Raw genomic sequence first — 15,725 nt, 5'->3', positions numbered from 1 at the left:
GCGGCTCAGCCGAAGCGGCCGGAGATGTAGTCCTCGGTGGCCTGGACGGACGGGTTGGAGAAGATCCGCTCGGTGTCGTCGATCTCGACGAGGGTGCCGGGCTGTCCGACCGCCGAGAGGTTGAAGAACGCCGTACGGTCCGAGACGCGCGCCGCCTGCTGCATGTTGTGCGTCACGATGACGATCGTGAAGCGCTCCTTCAGCTCGCCGATGAGGTCCTCGACGGCGAGCGTGGAGATCGGGTCCAGCGCCGAGCAGGGCTCGTCCATCAGCAGGACCTGCGGTTCGACGGCGATGGCGCGGGCGATGCACAGACGCTGCTGCTGACCGCCGGAGAGGCCGGAGCCGGGCTTGTTCAGGCGGTCCTTGACCTCGTTCCAGAGGTTGGCGCCCTTGAGGGACTTCTCCACGATGTCGGACAGCTCGGACTTCTTCTTGACCGTGCCGTTGAGCCGCAGACCGGCCGCGACGTTGTCGAAGATCGACATGGTGGGGAACGGGTTGGGCCGCTGGAAGACCATGCCGACGGTGCGGCGGACCGCGACCGGGTCGACACCGGGGCCGTAGAGGTCCTCGTCGTCCAGGAGCACCTTGCCCTCGACGCGGCCGCCGGGGGTGACCTCGTGCATACGGTTCAAGGTGCGCAGGAACGTGGACTTGCCGCAGCCGGAGGGGCCGATGAAGGCGGTCACCGAGCGGGGCTCGACGCTCATGGAGATGTCGTCGATGGCCTTGTGGCTGCCGTAGAAGGCGGAGAGGCCGCTGACATCGATTCGCTTGGCCATGGGGATCACTGCTTCTTTCGTTGCGCTTGCGGTCAGCGGCCGGTTTTGGGGGCCTTCCAGCGGGCGATGCCGCGGGCCACCAGGTTGAGGATCATCACGAAGGCGATGAGGACGAGGGCCGCGGCCCAGGCGCGGTCGTACGACGCGTCGGAGCCCTGCTGCCACTGCTGGAAGACGTAGAGCGGCAGGGACTGCTGGGCGTCCTGGAACGGGTTGTTGTTGATCGTCTTCGCGCCCCACACCAGCAGCATGACCGGGGCGGTCTCGCCGGTGATCCGGGCGACGGCCAGCATCACGCCGGTGGTGATACCGCCGATCGACGTCGGCAGGACGACCTTCAAGATGGTGCGCCACTTCGGCACGCCCAGGGCCAGGGACGCCTCGCGCAGCTCGTTCGGGACGAGCTTGAGCATCTCCTCGGTGGAGCGGACGACGACCGGGACCATCAGGATCGCCAGCGCCATCGACCCGGCGAAACCGGACGGGCCGAAGCCGAGGATCAGGATCCAGACGGAGAGGATGAACAGGCCCGCGACGATGGACGGGATGCCGGTCATCACGTCGACGAAGAAGGTGACGGCCTTGGCGAGCCGGCCGCGGCCGTATTCGACCAGGTAGATCGCGGTGAACAGGCCGAGCGGCGCGGCTATCAGGGTGGCCAGGCCCACCTGCTCCAGGGTGCCGATGATCGCGTGGTAGATGCCGCCGCCGGGCAGCGCGTCCGGCAGGGTGCCCATCGAGTGGGACAGGAAGTAGCCGTCGAGGACCTTGCTGCCGCGGGCCACCGTCTCCCACAGCAGGGAGGCCAGCGGGATGACGGCGAGGAGGAAGGCCATCCAGACGAGGCCGGTGGCGAGGCGGTCCTTGGCCTGCCGGGCGCCTTCGACGGCGGCGGACAGGGCGAACGTGCCGGCGACGAAGACCAGCGCGGCGATCAGACCCCACTGGACGCGGCTGTCCAGACCGGCGCCGAGGCCGATGCCGCAGCCGATCACGGCCGAGGCCAGGGCGAGGGCCGCCGGGGTCCAGCGGGGGAGCCGGGCCTGCTTGAGGGAGAGACCGGACGCGGCGCCGGGCCGTTCGGCGAGGGCCTGCGGTTCCGTCATGACGTCGCTCACGAGTACTCCTTGCGCCGGGCGATGATCAGGCGGGCCGCGCCGTTGACGAGCAGGGTGATCACGAAGAGGACGAGGCCCGAGGCGATCAGGGCGTCCTGGCCGAAGGTGTCGGCCTCGCTGAACTTCGCGGCGATGTTCTGCGCGAAGGTGCCGCCGCCCGGTTCGAGCAGGCTCTTGCCGATGAGGAAGTTGGGGGAGAGGACGGTGGCGACGGCCATCGTCTCGCCGAGCGCACGGCCCAGGCCGAGCATGGAGGCGCTGATGATGCCGGAGCGGCCGAAGGGGAGGACCGACATCCGGATGACCTCCCAGCGGGTGGCGCCGAGCGCCAGGGCCGCCTCCTCGTGCATCTTCGGCGCCTGGAGGAAGACCTCACGGCTGACGCTGGTGACGATCGGCAGGATCATGATCGCCAGCAGGATGCCGACGGTGAACAGCGAGCGGGCGGCGCCGCCGCCGTAGCTGAAGACGCCGGTCCAGCCGAGGTAGTCGTCGAGCCAGCTGTAGAGCCCGCCGAGGTGCGGGACGAGGAAGAGCGCGCCCCACAGGCCGTAGATGATGCTGGGCACCGCGGCGAGCAGGTCGATGACGTAGCCGAGCGGGGAGGCCAGCTTGCGGGGGGCGTAGTGCGAGATGAAGAGGGCGATGCCGACGGCGACCGGGACCGCGATGATCATCGCGATGAGGGCGCTGACGACGGTGCCGAACGCCAGGACCGCGATGCCGAACTTCGGCTCGGTGCCGGTGGCGTTCCAGTCGAGCGTGGTGAAGAAGTTGGCGTGGTCGCCGGAGATGGCGAGCACGGACCGGTAGGTGAGGAAGGCGGCGATGGCCGCCATGATCACCAGGAGGGCGATACCGGATCCGCGGGAGAGTCCGAGGAAGATCCGGTCGCCGGGGCGCTGGGCCTTACCCGAGACAGGGGAGGCTGCGGCCGGGGCCGGCGGGGGCGCGGCGTCTGGTGTCGCGGTTGCTGAGGGGGTCATGGTTTCTCCGGTCTGCGGAGCCCGGGGGCTCCTGGCGCGGCGGTGCACCGGACGGGCGGCGGCCCGGGGGCCGTACGGCGGGGGTGACCCGGGCCGTACGGCGGGGTCGGGCCGCCGCCCGGTGGATCAGGCGAGGGCGGCGACGGTCTTGCGGACCTTGTCGGCGATCTCGGTGGGCAGCGGGGCGTAGCCCAGCTCCTTCAGGGCGTTCTGGCCGTCCTCACTGGCGATGTAGGTGAGGAAGGACTTGGTGGCCGGCAGGGTCTCGGCCTTGTTGCCCTTGTCGCAGGCGATCTCGTACGTCACCAGGGTGATCGGGTAGGCGCCCTCGGCCTTGGTGGCGTAGTTCAGCTCCAGGGCGAGGTCGTCGCCCTTGCCGACCTGCTTGGCCTCGGCGATCGCCTTGGAGGCGTTGTCGACGGTGGCCTCGACCGGGGCCTTGGCGCCGGTGGCGATCTTGACGGTGGGGATCTTCCCGGCGGTCGCGTAGGACAGCTCGAAGTAGGAGATCGCACCGTTGGTCTGCTTGACCTGCGAGGAGACGCCGGCGGAGCCGGAGGCCGCCTGGCCGCCCTTGCCGTCCCAGGTCTTCGCGGGCTCGTGCTTCCAGGCGTCGGGGGCGGCGCCCTTGAGGTACTTGGTGAAGTTGTCGGTGGTGCCCGAGTCGTCGGAGCGGTGGAACGCCTGGATCTTGAGGTCCGGGAGCTTGGCGCCCGGGTTCAGCTTCTTGATCGCGGTGTCGTTCCAGTTGGTGATCTCCGAGTCGAAGATCTTGGCGAGGGTGGGCGCGTCGAGGACGAGGTCGTCCACGCCGGGCACGTTGTAGCCGACGGCGATCGGGCCGCCGACCATCGGCAGGTTGATCGCCTTGCCGCCCTTGCAGATCTTCTCCGACTTGGCGACCTCCTCGGGCTTGAGGGCCGAGTCGGAACCGGCGAACGCGGTCTGGCCCTGGAGGAAGGTGGTGATACCCGCGCCGGAGCCGGTCGGCTGGTAGTTGATCTCGGTGTCCTTGCAGGCGCCGGCGTAGTTCTGCACCCAGACGTCCATGGCGTTCTTCTGCGCCGAGGAGCCGGAGGCGCGCAGCTTGCCCTTGCCCTCACACGCGATGTCGGCGGCCTTGGCACCTCCCGCGCCACCGGAGGCGCTGGTGTCGTCGGAGCCGCACGCCGACAGGGCCAGGGCACCGGTGACGGCGAGAGCGCCCACCGCGAGGGCGCGAACCCGGTTCTTGCGCTGAAGCTTCACTGTCGAGAGTCCTTCCTGGGGCGCGCCGCTTCGTCGGCGTGCGAGGTGTGTCAGGAGTGTGCGGAGCCAGCCCGTTCCGCTTCGTTCGCGGTGCTGACGCGCACTCGGTACGGCCGAAATTAGGCAGATCAAATGAAGCGACCGATGGGGAAGAGTGAACGCACGGTGAACCTCACCCGTCAGCTCAGGGAGTCCGATCCGGCCGTGCATCGGGTACCGGAAAACGGGGAATCGCGCCGTCCTCTGTTGACTTACCGATCGGTATGGCACGATCCGCGCCAGCGAAGGCGCCACGAATCGGTGCGCACCGACCGGAGGTGACGGGTGGGGACTCAGGGGACGGCGGACGCCGTACGGGGTGGAGCGGACATGAGGGATCCGGGGGACGTACGGGACGGCGGCCCGGCAAACGGAGGTGCGGCCCCCGTGGCCGGATCTGTGCCCGGCGCCGCCGCGTCCGGCCGCCGGGCACGGCGGGCCCGGACCGTCGCCCGCGCCCTCGCGGTGCTCTGCGCGACGGGGCTGCTCGCCCCGGTGGGCCCGGCGGCGTCCGCGTCGGCGGTACGGGCGGCCGACGGGCCGGACGGGCGCGGGGTGGACCGCCAGGTGAAGGCGGCGGAGGCGGACGGGCCCGGTACGAAGGGTCCGGAGGCGGGGGACGCGGACTCCGGCGCGGACCGGCTGGCCGGTGTCCACCGCCGGATCGAGGCGCTCTACCGCGCCGCGGAGCGCGCCACCGACGCGTACAACGCCGCGCAGGAGCGGGTCGAGGACGAGCAGCACAGAATCGTCGGGCTGGCCCGTCGGATCGACGCCGCGCAGCGGCGGCGGGACGCGCTCAAGCGGCAGGCGGGGGTGCTGGCCAGCGCCCAGTACCGCGCGGGGGGTGTGCCGGAGGAGGCGCGGCTGATGCTGAGCGCGGACCCCGAGGGGTACCTCGACAACGTCACCTTGGCCCGTAAGAGCCAGCGCGCCGCCTCGAACGTCGCCGGGGAACTGGCCCGTCTCACGGCCGGGCTGCGGGACGACGCGCACGCGGCGACCGTCCGCTGGGAACGGCTCGACGCCGCACGCGTGAAGAAGGAAAAAGCGCGGAGTGACATCAACAAGAAGCTCGGCGAGGCGAAGAAAATCGAATCCCGGCTGGCCGCCGCGGAAAAGACCCGGCTGAAAGAGCTGGAGGATTCCCGGGCCCGTGCCGAACAGCAGAAATGGCTCGACACCGGCATCCTGAAGGAGATCCGGAACAAGGCGTCCGGCGCCGGAAAGAAAGCCGTTTCCTTCGCGACCGCGCAGATCGGCAAGGATTATGTGTGGGGCGCCGAGGGCCCGGACACCTTCGACTGCTCGGGGCTGACCCTGCGCGCCTGGCAGGCGGGTGGCCGGACGATTCCGCGCACCTCGCAGGAGCAGTGGCGGCAGCTGCCCCGCGTCGCCGTCACGGACATGCGCCCCGGCGACCTGATCATCTATTTCTCCGACGCCGGCCATGTCGGGATGTACCTCGGTGACGGGGCGATCGTCCACGCGCCGCGACCGGGCCGGCAGGTCACGATCGCCGGGGCGGGTTCGATGCCGATCCTCGGAGTCGTACGGCCCGATAAATGACGGAATGGGAAGTGGCGGACCGGCCCGGCGTCGTTATCGGACGGTCGCCGGACCGTGGCACATTGCGATCGGTTCCAGCCCCGAGGGGGTGATGTTCGTCATTCCCTTTCCGTCTTCTCCGGCTCTCTCCAGGCCAAATGGCTTATCGGCAGCGGCATATGACGCCCGTCGCACGCGGTGGGTCATTCCGCACACCTGTCCGGTGGCGCTATGGTCGCACTCCCGGTGCCCGGTGGCGCACCGCTCTCCCCCACGAGCGGCGCACGACCGGGCACGTTGGTGCGCCGGACGGCGCGCCCCGGCACCCTCGGGAGCGCCTGCGCGGCGGCCTCGCCCGCCCGTCAGGGCGGCCCCCGGCGAGCCGGGCGGCACGGCCGCCCACCACGAATCAGGGGGAGGGAAGGAAGCAGAGCCATGTCCGTACCCGTACCGCACCGGCGCACGGCCGTGCTGCCGCAGCAGGCGGCCCCGGCCGGTGACGCCTGCGCCGCCGCACGCCGGACGGCGGACGGCTCGGCGGACGGGCCCGGTGCCACGCCCGCGCACCTTCCCCCGGCGGCCCCCGCGGAGGCCCGGCCGCCGATCCCCGGTGCCCGCCGCCCCGGGACGGCCGCCGACAACGGCTCCGGCCCCGGGCTGACCGTCCTCCTCATCGGCGACGACCCCAGCAGCACCGTCCCGGACATGTGGGACTGGGCCGGCCGTAAGGTCCGGCTGCGCACCGCCCGCAACCTCACCGAGGCGGCCCGGCTGCTCACCGACGACGTCGACTGCATCCTCCTCGACCTCGCCCCGGCCCCCGGCGGCCCGGCGGCGGACGGCGACGACACCCTCGGCGCGCTCCACGCGGTGCTGCGGATGGCCCCGGCCCACGCCGTCCTGGTGATGACGCCGGAGACCGACGCCGAACGCGCCGCCGAGGCCGTCCGCGTCGGCGCGCAGGACTACCTCTTCCGCGACGAACTGGACGGCGCCGTCCTCAGCCGCGCGGTGCGCTACGCCGTCGAACGCAAACGGGCCGATCTCGCGCAGCGCCAGCTCACCGAGTCCCGGATGCGCGCCCAGGAGAACGCCCGCCTGGAGCGCGGTCTGCTGCCGACCCCGCTGCTCGCCGGCTCCGACCTGCGGTTCGCCGCCCGCTACCGCCCCGGCCGCAGCCGCGCGCTGCTCGGCGGCGACTTCTACGACACCGTCCGGACCCCGGACGGCACCGTCCACGCGATGATCGGCGACGTCTGCGGCCACGGTCCCGACGAGGCGGCGCTCGGTGTGGAGCTGCGCATCGCCTGGCGGGCGCTGACCTTCGCCGGACTCTGCGGCGACGAACTCCTCTCCACCCTCCAGAAGGTCCTGGAGCACGAGCGGGCCGACGACGAGATCTTCGCGACGCTCTGCACCGTCGACATCTCCCCGGACGGCCGCCGCGCCGGACTCTGCCTCGCCGGCCACCCGGCCCCGCTGCTCTCCCGCGCGGGCGCCGCCCCGCGGCTGCTCCCGTACGAGTACGGCGGCCCGGCGCTCGGTCTGCTGCCGTACGCCCGCTGGCCGCGCCACCAGATCGAGCTGGGCGGTGCCTGGAGCCTGATGCTGTACACCGACGGCCTGATCGAGGGCCATGTCGGGGAGGGCCGGCTGCGGCTGGGCCAGGACGGGATGGCCGATCTGGTCGCCCGCCGGATGGCCGCGGGCCTGACCGGCGAGGAACTGCTCGACACCACCCTCACCGAGGTCCGCGACCTCAACGGCGGCGAGCTGACCGACGACGTGGCGGTGCTGTGGCTGGAGCGCGGCCGGGGCTGAGCGGACCCCCGGGAGACGGGGAACGGCCCGGACCGTGAGGTTCCGGGCCGTCGTGGGGCCGTCGGGCGGGAGCGGCCCGCGTCTCTTCCGCGCCGCCGCTCAGCGTCCGCCGTTGTACGGCCCGTACGGACCGTCGGAGCTGGAGCCGCCGTGGCGGGGGCCGCCACCGGTGGCGTGGCGGAGGGCGGGGCGGACGTCGACGGTGTAGACGATCACCGCGATCACGCCGATGATCGGCAGGAACGACATCAGCGGCATGACGAAGAGCAGCAGTGTCGCGAGAGCCAGGAAGATCAGCCACATCGCCTTGTTCTGCTTGTCGGCCGCGCGGTAGGCGGCGTCGCGGCGGACCGCCGCGTCGATCAGCATCACCGCGGCGTAGAGGCCCAGAGCCAGCTGCGCCCAGCCCAGCAGGGACTGGAATCCGTACACCAGCACGCCGTGCACCACCTTGTCGAACTCGGGCCGTCGCGGCCCACCGTACCCGGACAACGGGCCGGACACCTCAGGCGTGCCCGGCCCGCGGGGATGTCCACCGTCACTTCGACGGCGGGGTGCTCCGGCGGGTGGCGGGCTTGCGGGCCGCGGGCTTCTTCGCGGTGGCGGCCCCGTCGGCCTTGGCGGTGGCGGGCTTGGCGGCCGGCTTCGGGACGGCGCCGGTCCGGGACGGCTTGGCGGTGGCCTTGCCGTTGGCGGTGCCGTTCGCGGTGCCGTTGGCCTTCGCCGGCTTCGGGGCGGTCTTCGGCGCCGGGTCCGGCTCGATGACCACGGCCAGCTCCTCGACGTGGTCGGCGGCGTCACCGCGCCAGCCCTGCACCGCGCCGCGGCCCCGCTCGGCCAGTCCGTCGTACGTCTCGCGTGCCTTGACCGCGTACTCCGCGGCCCGGCCGACGCCCTGGAGGGCGAGGACCTGCGCCTGCTCGCGGATCTTCTTCAGATCGGTGTCGAGCGAGCCGAGCAGGTCGGTCAGCTTGCTCTGGGCTTCCTTGGCCTGCTGGGCGACGCGCGCCTGGACGTCCTTGGGATCCGTGGCCCGCACCGCCTCGATGTGCTTGGGGGCCTCCGCGCGGATCCGCTCGACCAGCACCGGCACCTCACCGAGCTTCTCGGCCGCCAGGTCGGCGGTGCCGGCCAGGGCGTACAGCGGGGTCGGGTCGGTGAGGGTCTTGCGGAGGTCATCGGTGATGGCCATGAGGTGCTTCCTCCTGCGTTCGGTGGACTGAGGTCGGATGCCGTGGCTCAGCCGTGGCCGGGAACGTCACCGGTCGGGGCGGTGTCCGTGCCGCTGCTGCCGTAGCCGTTCTCCTTGCGGAAGGAGTCGTAGATCTGGAGCAGGACCTGTTTCTGCTTCTCGTCGAGCGCGGGGTCGGTGCGTATCGCGGTCTGGACCTCGATACCGCCCGTGCCCTGCTTCTCGTCGAGGATCCCGGCCTGGACGTACAGCGTCTCGGCGGAGATCCGCAGCGCCTTGGCCAGCTGCTGGAGGATCTCCGCGCTCGGTTTGCGCAGTCCGCGCTCGATCTGGCTGAGATACGGGTTCGACACCCCCGCGGCCTCGGCGAGCTGCCGCAGGCTCAGCTGAGCCGTGCGCCGCTGCTCCCGCAGGAACGCGCCGAGATTGCCGACGTTGAGCGATGCCATGGCCCCATCGTGCACCGCTGGTGCTAACTATTGCAAGCAGGGTGCTTGCGGGAGTGTTCTCAGGGGTGGGCCCGGGGCGGAGGGGCCTTCGCCCCCGGTCCGGCGCCGGGCGGCCCGACCTGCGGCCGACCGCGTCGCTCGCGGGCCGTCCGTCCGGGGAGCGGTGGTACAGGTTCGCGTGCAGGCACGCGGGTCACGGGGTGGGCCGCGTGCGTTCTTCTTCCGAGGAGTCGGGGTCATGGCGGGAATTGCGGGCAAGGTGGTGGCGATCACCGGCGCGAGCAGCGGGATCGGGGCCGCGACGGCGGCGTACCTCGCGGCGCGGGGCGCCCGGCTGGTGCTGGGCGCGCGGCGCGAGGACCGGCTCGGCGCGGTGGTGGCGGAGATCACCGGGGCCGGGGGTTCGGCCGTGGGTGTCGTCGTCGATGTGACGCGCCGGGAGGATCTGGTGCGTCTGACGGAGACGGCGATCGAGCGGTTCGGCCGCCTGGACGTGCTGGTGTCCAACGCCGGGACGATGGCGGTGTCGCCCTTCGACGAGCTGCGGCAGGACGACTGGGACGCGATGGTCGCCACGCACATCACCGGGCTGCTCAACGGGATCGGCGCGGCGCTGCCCGTCTTCCGGCGGCAGCGGTCCGGGCACTTCGTCAACGTCGGCTCCACCGCGGCGCATGTCGTGAAGTCGCCGCAGGGCGTGTACGCGGCGACGAAGACGGCGGTCAAGGTCCTCTCCGAGGGGCTGCGGCAGGAGGCCGGGCCGGACCTGCGGGTCACTCTTGTCTCGCCCGGGTTCACCCACACCGAGGGGGTCGGCAAGGCGGCGAGCCCCGAGGTGGCGGCGGAGCTGGTCCGGATGCGCGACGAGATCGCCATGCCGCCCTCGGCCGTCGCGTCCGCGATCGGGTTCGCGATCGAGCAGCCGGACGGGGTGGACGTCGGCGAGGTGGTCGTCCGGTCGACGGCGCAGGGGTGAGGGAGAGGAGGGAGAGCGGGGGCCGGGCCCGAGGCGCTGACCTGCGCGGTTTCCGGCCGTCCCGCCGTACGGGCCGAGGGGCGCAGGTCCGCGGGTGGCGCGCGTCCACCGGTCGCCGCCCGCCGGGCCGGCCACGTCCCTCCCGCGTACCCGGCGCCTCCGGGGAATCCCCGCCGCCACAACCGGGTTACCGCCCCTGGCGGTACGGGAACGGCGGCGGTGGCCTCCGGCGGCAGGGGAGGGCTTCATGAGTCTGCGTCAGTTCGAGTACGCGCTGGCCGTGGCGGAGGAGGGGTCGGTGACGGCGGCGGCCGGGCGGCTGCGCGTCGCCCAGCCTTCGGTGTCCCAGCAGATCCGCGGTCTGGAGCGGGAGTTGGGCGTGGAGCTGTTCGCCCGTACGCCGGCGGGGCTGGTGCCCACCGTCGCCGGCCGCGCGTTCCTGCGGGAGGCCGAGGCGGCGGTGGGCGCGGCGCGGCGGGCCCGTGCGGCGGCGCGGGCCGGTGCCGAGGAGCTGGTGGGCGAGGTGGCGGTGGCGGCGCAGATGGGCTTCGGCGCCCGGCAGTTGCCGGCGGCGCTGGGCGCGCTGCGCCGCCGCTCCCCGCGTCTGGAGGTCACCGTCCTGGAGGAGCCCAGCTCCGCCGAGCTGGAGCGGCTGTGCCGCCGGGGCGCGCTGGATCTGGCCCTGATGGCGGCGTGCGAGCGGAGCCCCGCCGACGCCCACCACCTCGGCGACGAGGAGTTCGTCGTGGTGCTGGGCGCCGGGCACCGCCTGCTCGCCGCCGAGCGGGTCGAGCTGGGCGCGCTGGCCGGCGAGCCGTGGGTGCGGTTCGACCGGGACAGCGCGCTCGACGCCGTACTGCTGGACGTCCTGCGGCGCTACGGACCGGAGCCGGTCACGGCCGCCCGTGTCTCCCAGACGGCGACGGCCGTGCGCTGGGCCGCCCTCGGTCTGGGGGCCACGCTCGTCCCCGCCTCCGCGGTGCCCCGGGGGCATGAGCACCTCACTCGCCCGGTCTTCCCTGCGGTGTCGCAGCCCGTCATCGCCGTGCTCCGTTCCGGCCCGGGGCCGGCCGGGGCGGCCTTGCTGGAATTCCTGCGGAAGGAGGAATGGGGCGGGGACAATAATTCCGCACCGTCCGCCGGCCGTACGGCCGGGGAAAGTGCTGGTGCGGACGCGGGGTGAATTCCGGGTACGGCATGCGGGGGCCGGTGCGGGCCTGCGGTGGAATTCCGGTGGTGTGTCAGCCCCGCGGGAATTCGCCGCCGTCCACGACGAGTTTGCTGCCGGTCAGCCAGTCCGCCCGGCCGGAGGCGAGGAACAGTGCCGCGTGGGCGAGGTCGTCGGGGCGGCCCTCGCGGCCCAGCGGCGGGGTGTCGCCGGCGTTGGTCGCGCCGGGCGCCGCGGCCAGCCGCGCCCACCGCTCCCGGGTGTCCTCGCCGCCGGGCGTGGCGGTCCGGCCCGGGGAGAGGGTATTGACCCGGACCCCGTGCGGCGCCAGCTCCGCGGCCAGTCCGCGGCTGTAGTTCTCCAGCGCCGCCTTCGCCGCCGTGTAGTGCAGGAACTGCCCCACCGGCGTGGCGACCGCGGCAGAGGAGACGTGCACGATCGCCCCGGTGCCCCGCTCCCGCATGCCCGGCGCGAGCAGCGCGTCCAGCCGCACCGCCGACAGGAAGTTCAGCTCCAGCGCCTCCTGCCACCCCTCGTCGCCGATGGCCGAGGAGTCCGGGTACGGGTGCGCCCCGCCCGCGTTGTGTATCAGGATGTCCACCCCGCCGAACCGCTCCCGCGCGGCCGCCGCGACCGTCTCCGCCCCGGCCCGGGTCCGGATGTCCGCCGCCACGAAGGCGGCGCCCTCCGGCGCCGTGCCCGCCGCCGACCGGGCGGTGGTGAGCACCTCGGCGCCCGCCTCCAGGAGGCGGCGGACGACGGCCGCGCCGATACCGCGGGTGCCGCCGGTGACCAGGGCCCGCTTTCCGGTGAATTCCCGCTCCGCCGGGGAGCTCTGCTTCTCCGGCGCTTTCTCGGTGGTATTCATATCGCCGTTTACCTCACTCACGTCAATTCCGTCCGGGACCGGCCCGTTGATGTGCGATAAGCGGTATGCGCCGCGTGGCGGACGCCGCGTGCTTTTCGGGACCGGGCTGTTTCACGGTACGTACGGGAAAGCGGGCGGGGCAAAGACGGAAATGCAGTGGCGGGTAGAGGAAATTCCTATAGGGGGAGTCCGGAGGCTCGGGAGCGTCCTCCCGGTGGGCGGCACGGGCGGGCGCGACGGTGCGGGAGGGGCCCGGCGCCCCGAGCCCGGCGACCGCGGTACGGACCCGGCGCGGCGCCGCCAACGCCCGCCGCCTGTCCCGTTGTTAGCCGCGTGTTAGCCGGGTGGCAGTGGTGCGCCAGGGGCCCACGGCAGAGTTGTCGACGTACCGAGGAGACCGCGTCACCGACTACTCCAGGGGGAACCCGCCATGCGCTCGCTCACCACCCGCCGCCGTACCCTGCGCGTCGCCGCTGCCGCGCTCACCATGGCCGCCGGTCTGACCCTCACCGCCTGCTCCGGCGGGGACACCGGCACGAAGGCCGCCGGCAAGCCCGACTCGGCCGCGGCCGCCCAGGAGAACGCGGGCTCCGGCGAGTCCACCACGGTGGAGAACGGCGAGCCCCAGGGGGACGCGGCGAAGAAGGACGGCGCCGACGCGGGGTCCGCGGGCAAGGGGGCCGCCAACTCGGCCACCACCCAGGGCGAGCGCTGCCACACCGACGAGCTGAAGGCGGCCTTCGCCACCGGCGACGACGCGGCCCCGGACCCGGACGCGGAGGGCTCGACGACCACCAGCATCATGCTGACCAACTCCGGCGACCGCAGCTGCAAGCTCGCCGGCTTCCCCGGCGTGGACATCGTCAACGAGAGCGGCGAGTCCTGGTCGCTGGCCCGTTCGTCCGCCAAGTACAGCGGGATCACCCTGGCCCCCGGCGAGTCCACCGACTTCACGCTCAATGTCGCGATGACCGGTCTGGACGGCGACGCCTGGCTCGCCTCCTCCGTGGTGATCACCCCGCCGAACGAGACCACCCAGCTGCGGGTCGCATGGCCCTGGGGCCCGCTCCTCGACCAGCGCGGCGCCACCCACCCGGCCACCTACGTCAACCCCATCGGCTGACCACCCGGCGCGGTGGTTGCGGAGCGATGACCGGCCCCGGAACCACCGCACAGGACCCGCTGCCTCACCACCGACACCGACCGCCCCGCCACCGGACCACGTCGCACCCCCGCGCCCGGACGGCCCGTGCCCGCACCGGGCACGGGCCCCGACGCGTTACCGGGGCCCGGCGCCCGCCCGGGAAGGCCGCAGGCTCCCGGTCCGCCCGCCCGGGAAACCACCGGCCCCCACGCCCGCCCGGGAAGGCCACCGCCCCCCTGCGCCCGGCCCGGCAAAAGTCGCTGGCCCCCCGGCGCCCGGCCGGTCAGACTCCCGGCATGACGCTCCACGAGGACGAGATCGCGGTCGACGGGACGCTGGTGCGGTCGCTGCTGGCGGCGCAGTGCCCGCAGTGGGCCGACCTGCCGCTGACACCCGCCGGGCACGGCACCGACAACACCCTCCACCGCCTCGGCGACGACCTGCTCGTACGGCTGCCGCGCACCCCCGGCACCGCCCGGTCGCTGCGGAAGGAGCGGGAGTGGCTGCCCCGGTTGGCGCCGCGGCTGTCGTGGGCGGTGCCCGAGCCCGTCCACGCCGGGACGCCCACCGCGCGCTTCCCGCTGGCCTGGTCGGTCCACCGCTGGATCGACGGTGAGCTGCCCGGCCCCGCCACCGTCCGCGACTGGGCCGCCTTCGGGACCGATCTCGCCGCCTTCGTACGGGAGTTGCACGCCGTCGAGCTGATGGGCGCGGTGCGCGGCGGCGACCTCGGCTGGTACCGCGGCGGCGGGCTGCGGGAGTGTGACGACTGGGCCGTCACGTCCCTGGAGGCGTGCCGGGGCGTGCCCGGGATCGACGTCGACGTCCTGACGGAGGCGTGGCGGGCGGCGCGCGCCCTGCCGGACGCGACCGGGCCGCAGGTCTGGCTGCACGGCGACCTCAAGCCCACCAACCTCCTGGTCCGCGCCGGCCGCCTGCACGCCGTCCTCGACTTCGGCGGGCTCTGCGTCGGCCTGCCCGACGCCGAACACGCCCCCGTCTGGGACCTGCCCCCCGAGGCCCGGCACGCGTACCGCACCGCGCTGGATCTCCCCGACGCGACGTGGCACCGCGCCCGCGCCTGGGCCCTCGCCGTCGGCGCCGCCGGACTCCCGTACTACCGCGACAGCTACCCCGCGTTCGCCGCCGAGTGCGCCGCCCGGCTCGCGGCGATCACCGCCGACGCGCGGGGGTAGCAGGCGGGGGTGCCCGTACCGCCGTCGAGGGCCGGGGCGCCGCGCGCCACCGGCGGGAAGCGGCTCCCGCCACCGGCCGCTGTTGCCTTCGACCGCACTCCAACTCCTACCGTCAGGGGACGGCCGCGGCCTGGGAAGGCCCCGGGGCGGGCCACACCAGGAGGAGGCGGACATGACGGGGATGCCCACGCGCAGGCTCGGCGCGCTGGAGGTCTCGGCGCAGGGACTCGGCTGCATGGGGATGAGCCACGGTTACGGGGACGCGGATGACGAGCGGTCGCTCGCCACGCTGCACCGCGCGCTCGATCTCGGGGTGACGCTGCTGGACTCCTCCGACTTCTACGGGGCGGGACACAACGAGGAGTTGCTCGGCAGGCTCCTCGCCGAGCGCCGCGACGAGGTGGTGCTCGCCACCAAGTTCGGCTTCGTCAACCGCGTCGGCGAGCCACCCGTCGTCCGCGGTGACGCCGCCTACGTACGCCAGGCGTGCGACGCGTCGCTGCGCCGCCTCGGTACCGACCACATCGACCTCTACTACCAGCACCGCGTCGATCCGCAGGTGCCGATCGAGGAGACCGTCGGCGCGATGGCCGAGCTGGTCGCGGCGGGCAAGGTGCGCCACCTCGGGCTGTCCGAGGCGGGCGCGGAGACCGTCCGCCGGGCGCACGCGGTCCATCCGATCGCCGCGCTGCAGAGCGAGTGGTCGCTGTGGACCCGTGACCTGGAGCGGGAGATCGCGCCGGTCTGCCGGGAGCTGGGCATCGGCCTCGTCGCGTTCTCGCCGCTCGGACGCGGCTTCCTGACCGGCCGTTACGCGTCCGTCGAGGGCCTTGCCGCGTCCGACCTCCGGCGCACCCAGCCTCGCTTCGCCGACGGCAACCTGGAGCAGAACCTCGCGATCGTCCGGAAGCTGGAGGAGCTGGCCGCCGCCCGCGGGGTGACCGCCGGTCAGCTCGCGCTGGCCTGGGTGCAGCACCGCGGCGACGACGTCGTCCCGATCCCCGGCACCCGCCGCGAGCGCTACCTGGAGGAGAACCTCGCCGCGCTGCGGATCGACCTCTCCGCGGACGACCTGGCCGCCATCGACGCGGCCGCACCCGCGGACCGGGTGGCCGGCACCCGGTACGACGAGGGGAGCATGAAGCTGGTGGGGAAGTGAGGGGAGCGCCGGGCACCGGCGGCGGTAC

15 protein-coding genes are annotated in these 15,725 nt (G+C 73.2%); 7 read left to right on the top strand and 8 right to left on the bottom strand.

Annotated features, from left to right (window positions below):
- Positions 1-5: 5 nt before the first annotated feature.
- The 4 genes from pstB to pstS form a co-directional block, all read right to left on the bottom strand.
- A complete protein-coding gene (gene pstB / locus ACZ4M8_RS10415; RefSeq protein ID WP_391640967.1) occupies positions 6-785 on the bottom strand; it encodes a phosphate ABC transporter ATP-binding protein PstB in 780 nt (259 codons plus the stop codon).
- Positions 786-817: 32 nt separating this feature from the next.
- On the bottom strand, positions 818-1,891 hold the full coding sequence (gene pstA / locus ACZ4M8_RS10410) for a phosphate ABC transporter permease PstA (protein ID WP_467605385.1): 1,074 nt from the start codon (positions 1,889-1,891) through the stop codon (positions 818-820).
- 8 nt (positions 1,892-1,899) lie between these two features.
- A complete protein-coding gene (gene pstC, locus ACZ4M8_RS10405; protein ID WP_467605214.1) occupies positions 1,900-2,889 on the bottom strand; it encodes a phosphate ABC transporter permease subunit PstC in 990 nt (329 codons plus the stop codon).
- A 126-nt stretch (positions 2,890-3,015) separates the two neighbouring features.
- A complete protein-coding gene (gene pstS, locus ACZ4M8_RS10400) occupies positions 3,016-4,137 on the bottom strand; it encodes a phosphate ABC transporter substrate-binding protein PstS (protein WP_467605212.1) in 1,122 nt (373 codons plus the stop codon).
- Positions 4,138-4,563: 426 nt separating this feature from the next.
- Here pstS and ACZ4M8_RS10395 point away from each other — a divergent pair, with 426 nt between their 5' ends.
- On the top strand, positions 4,564-5,745 hold the full coding sequence (locus ACZ4M8_RS10395; RefSeq protein WP_467605209.1) for a C40 family peptidase: 1,182 nt from the start codon (positions 4,564-4,566) through the stop codon (positions 5,743-5,745).
- Positions 5,746-6,159: 414 nt separating this feature from the next.
- Entirely contained in the window at positions 6,160-7,545 is a 1,386-nt protein-coding gene (locus ACZ4M8_RS10390; RefSeq protein ID WP_467605207.1) for a PP2C family protein-serine/threonine phosphatase, read from the top strand.
- Positions 7,546-7,644: 99 nt separating this feature from the next.
- Here ACZ4M8_RS10390 and ACZ4M8_RS10385 read toward each other — a convergent pair whose 3' ends face one another.
- The 3 genes from ACZ4M8_RS10385 to ACZ4M8_RS10375 all read right to left on the bottom strand — a co-directional run bounded on the left by ACZ4M8_RS10385 (position 7,645) and on the right by ACZ4M8_RS10375 (position 9,186).
- A complete protein-coding gene (locus ACZ4M8_RS10385) occupies positions 7,645-7,983 on the bottom strand; it encodes a DUF2516 family protein (protein WP_467605383.1) in 339 nt (112 codons plus the stop codon).
- A gap of 100 nt (positions 7,984-8,083) precedes the next feature.
- Positions 8,084-8,737 (bottom strand): hypothetical protein, encoded by a 654-nt coding sequence (locus ACZ4M8_RS10380; protein ID WP_467605205.1) that lies wholly within the window; start codon positions 8,735-8,737, stop codon positions 8,084-8,086.
- Positions 8,738-8,784: 47 nt separating this feature from the next.
- Positions 8,785-9,186: a helix-turn-helix domain-containing protein gene (locus ACZ4M8_RS10375; RefSeq protein ID WP_467605204.1), complete on the bottom strand. Its 402-nt coding sequence runs from the start codon at positions 9,184-9,186 to the stop codon at positions 8,785-8,787.
- Between the two features lie 238 nt (positions 9,187-9,424).
- Here ACZ4M8_RS10375 and ACZ4M8_RS10370 point away from each other — a divergent pair, with 238 nt between their 5' ends.
- Positions 9,425-10,162 carry an SDR family oxidoreductase gene (locus ACZ4M8_RS10370; protein ID WP_467605202.1) on the top strand — a complete coding sequence of 246 codons (738 nt, stop codon included), beginning with the start codon at positions 9,425-9,427 and terminating at the stop codon, positions 10,160-10,162.
- 247 nt (positions 10,163-10,409) lie between these two features.
- On the top strand, positions 10,410-11,345 hold the full coding sequence (locus tag ACZ4M8_RS10365; protein ID WP_467605200.1) for a LysR family transcriptional regulator: 936 nt from the start codon (positions 10,410-10,412) through the stop codon (positions 11,343-11,345).
- Between the two features lie 58 nt (positions 11,346-11,403).
- Here the strand turns inward: ACZ4M8_RS10365 and ACZ4M8_RS10360 are convergent, their stop codons facing one another.
- Positions 11,404-12,198: an oxidoreductase gene (locus tag ACZ4M8_RS10360; RefSeq protein ID WP_467605197.1), complete on the bottom strand. Its 795-nt coding sequence runs from the start codon at positions 12,196-12,198 to the stop codon at positions 11,404-11,406.
- Positions 12,199-12,628: 430 nt separating this feature from the next.
- On the opposite strand from ACZ4M8_RS10360, the gene ACZ4M8_RS10355 reads away from it, so the two are divergent.
- From ACZ4M8_RS10355 to ACZ4M8_RS10345, 3 genes are all read left to right on the top strand, one after another.
- Entirely contained in the window at positions 12,629-13,321 is a 693-nt protein-coding gene (locus ACZ4M8_RS10355; RefSeq protein ID WP_467605195.1) for a DUF4232 domain-containing protein, read from the top strand.
- 317 nt (positions 13,322-13,638) lie between these two features.
- Positions 13,639-14,538 (top strand): aminoglycoside phosphotransferase family protein, encoded by a 900-nt coding sequence (locus ACZ4M8_RS10350; RefSeq protein WP_467605193.1) that lies wholly within the window; start codon positions 13,639-13,641, stop codon positions 14,536-14,538.
- Between the two features lie 172 nt (positions 14,539-14,710).
- A complete protein-coding gene (locus tag ACZ4M8_RS10345) occupies positions 14,711-15,697 on the top strand; it encodes an aldo/keto reductase (RefSeq protein WP_467605191.1) in 987 nt (328 codons plus the stop codon).
- Positions 15,698-15,725: the final 28 nt, after the last annotated feature.

This window comes from Streptomyces sp. NPDC027185 (assembly GCF_055567035.1).
The sequence above is the reverse complement of the archived record's forward strand: the minus strand, read 5'-3'. Positions and strand labels throughout refer to the sequence as shown.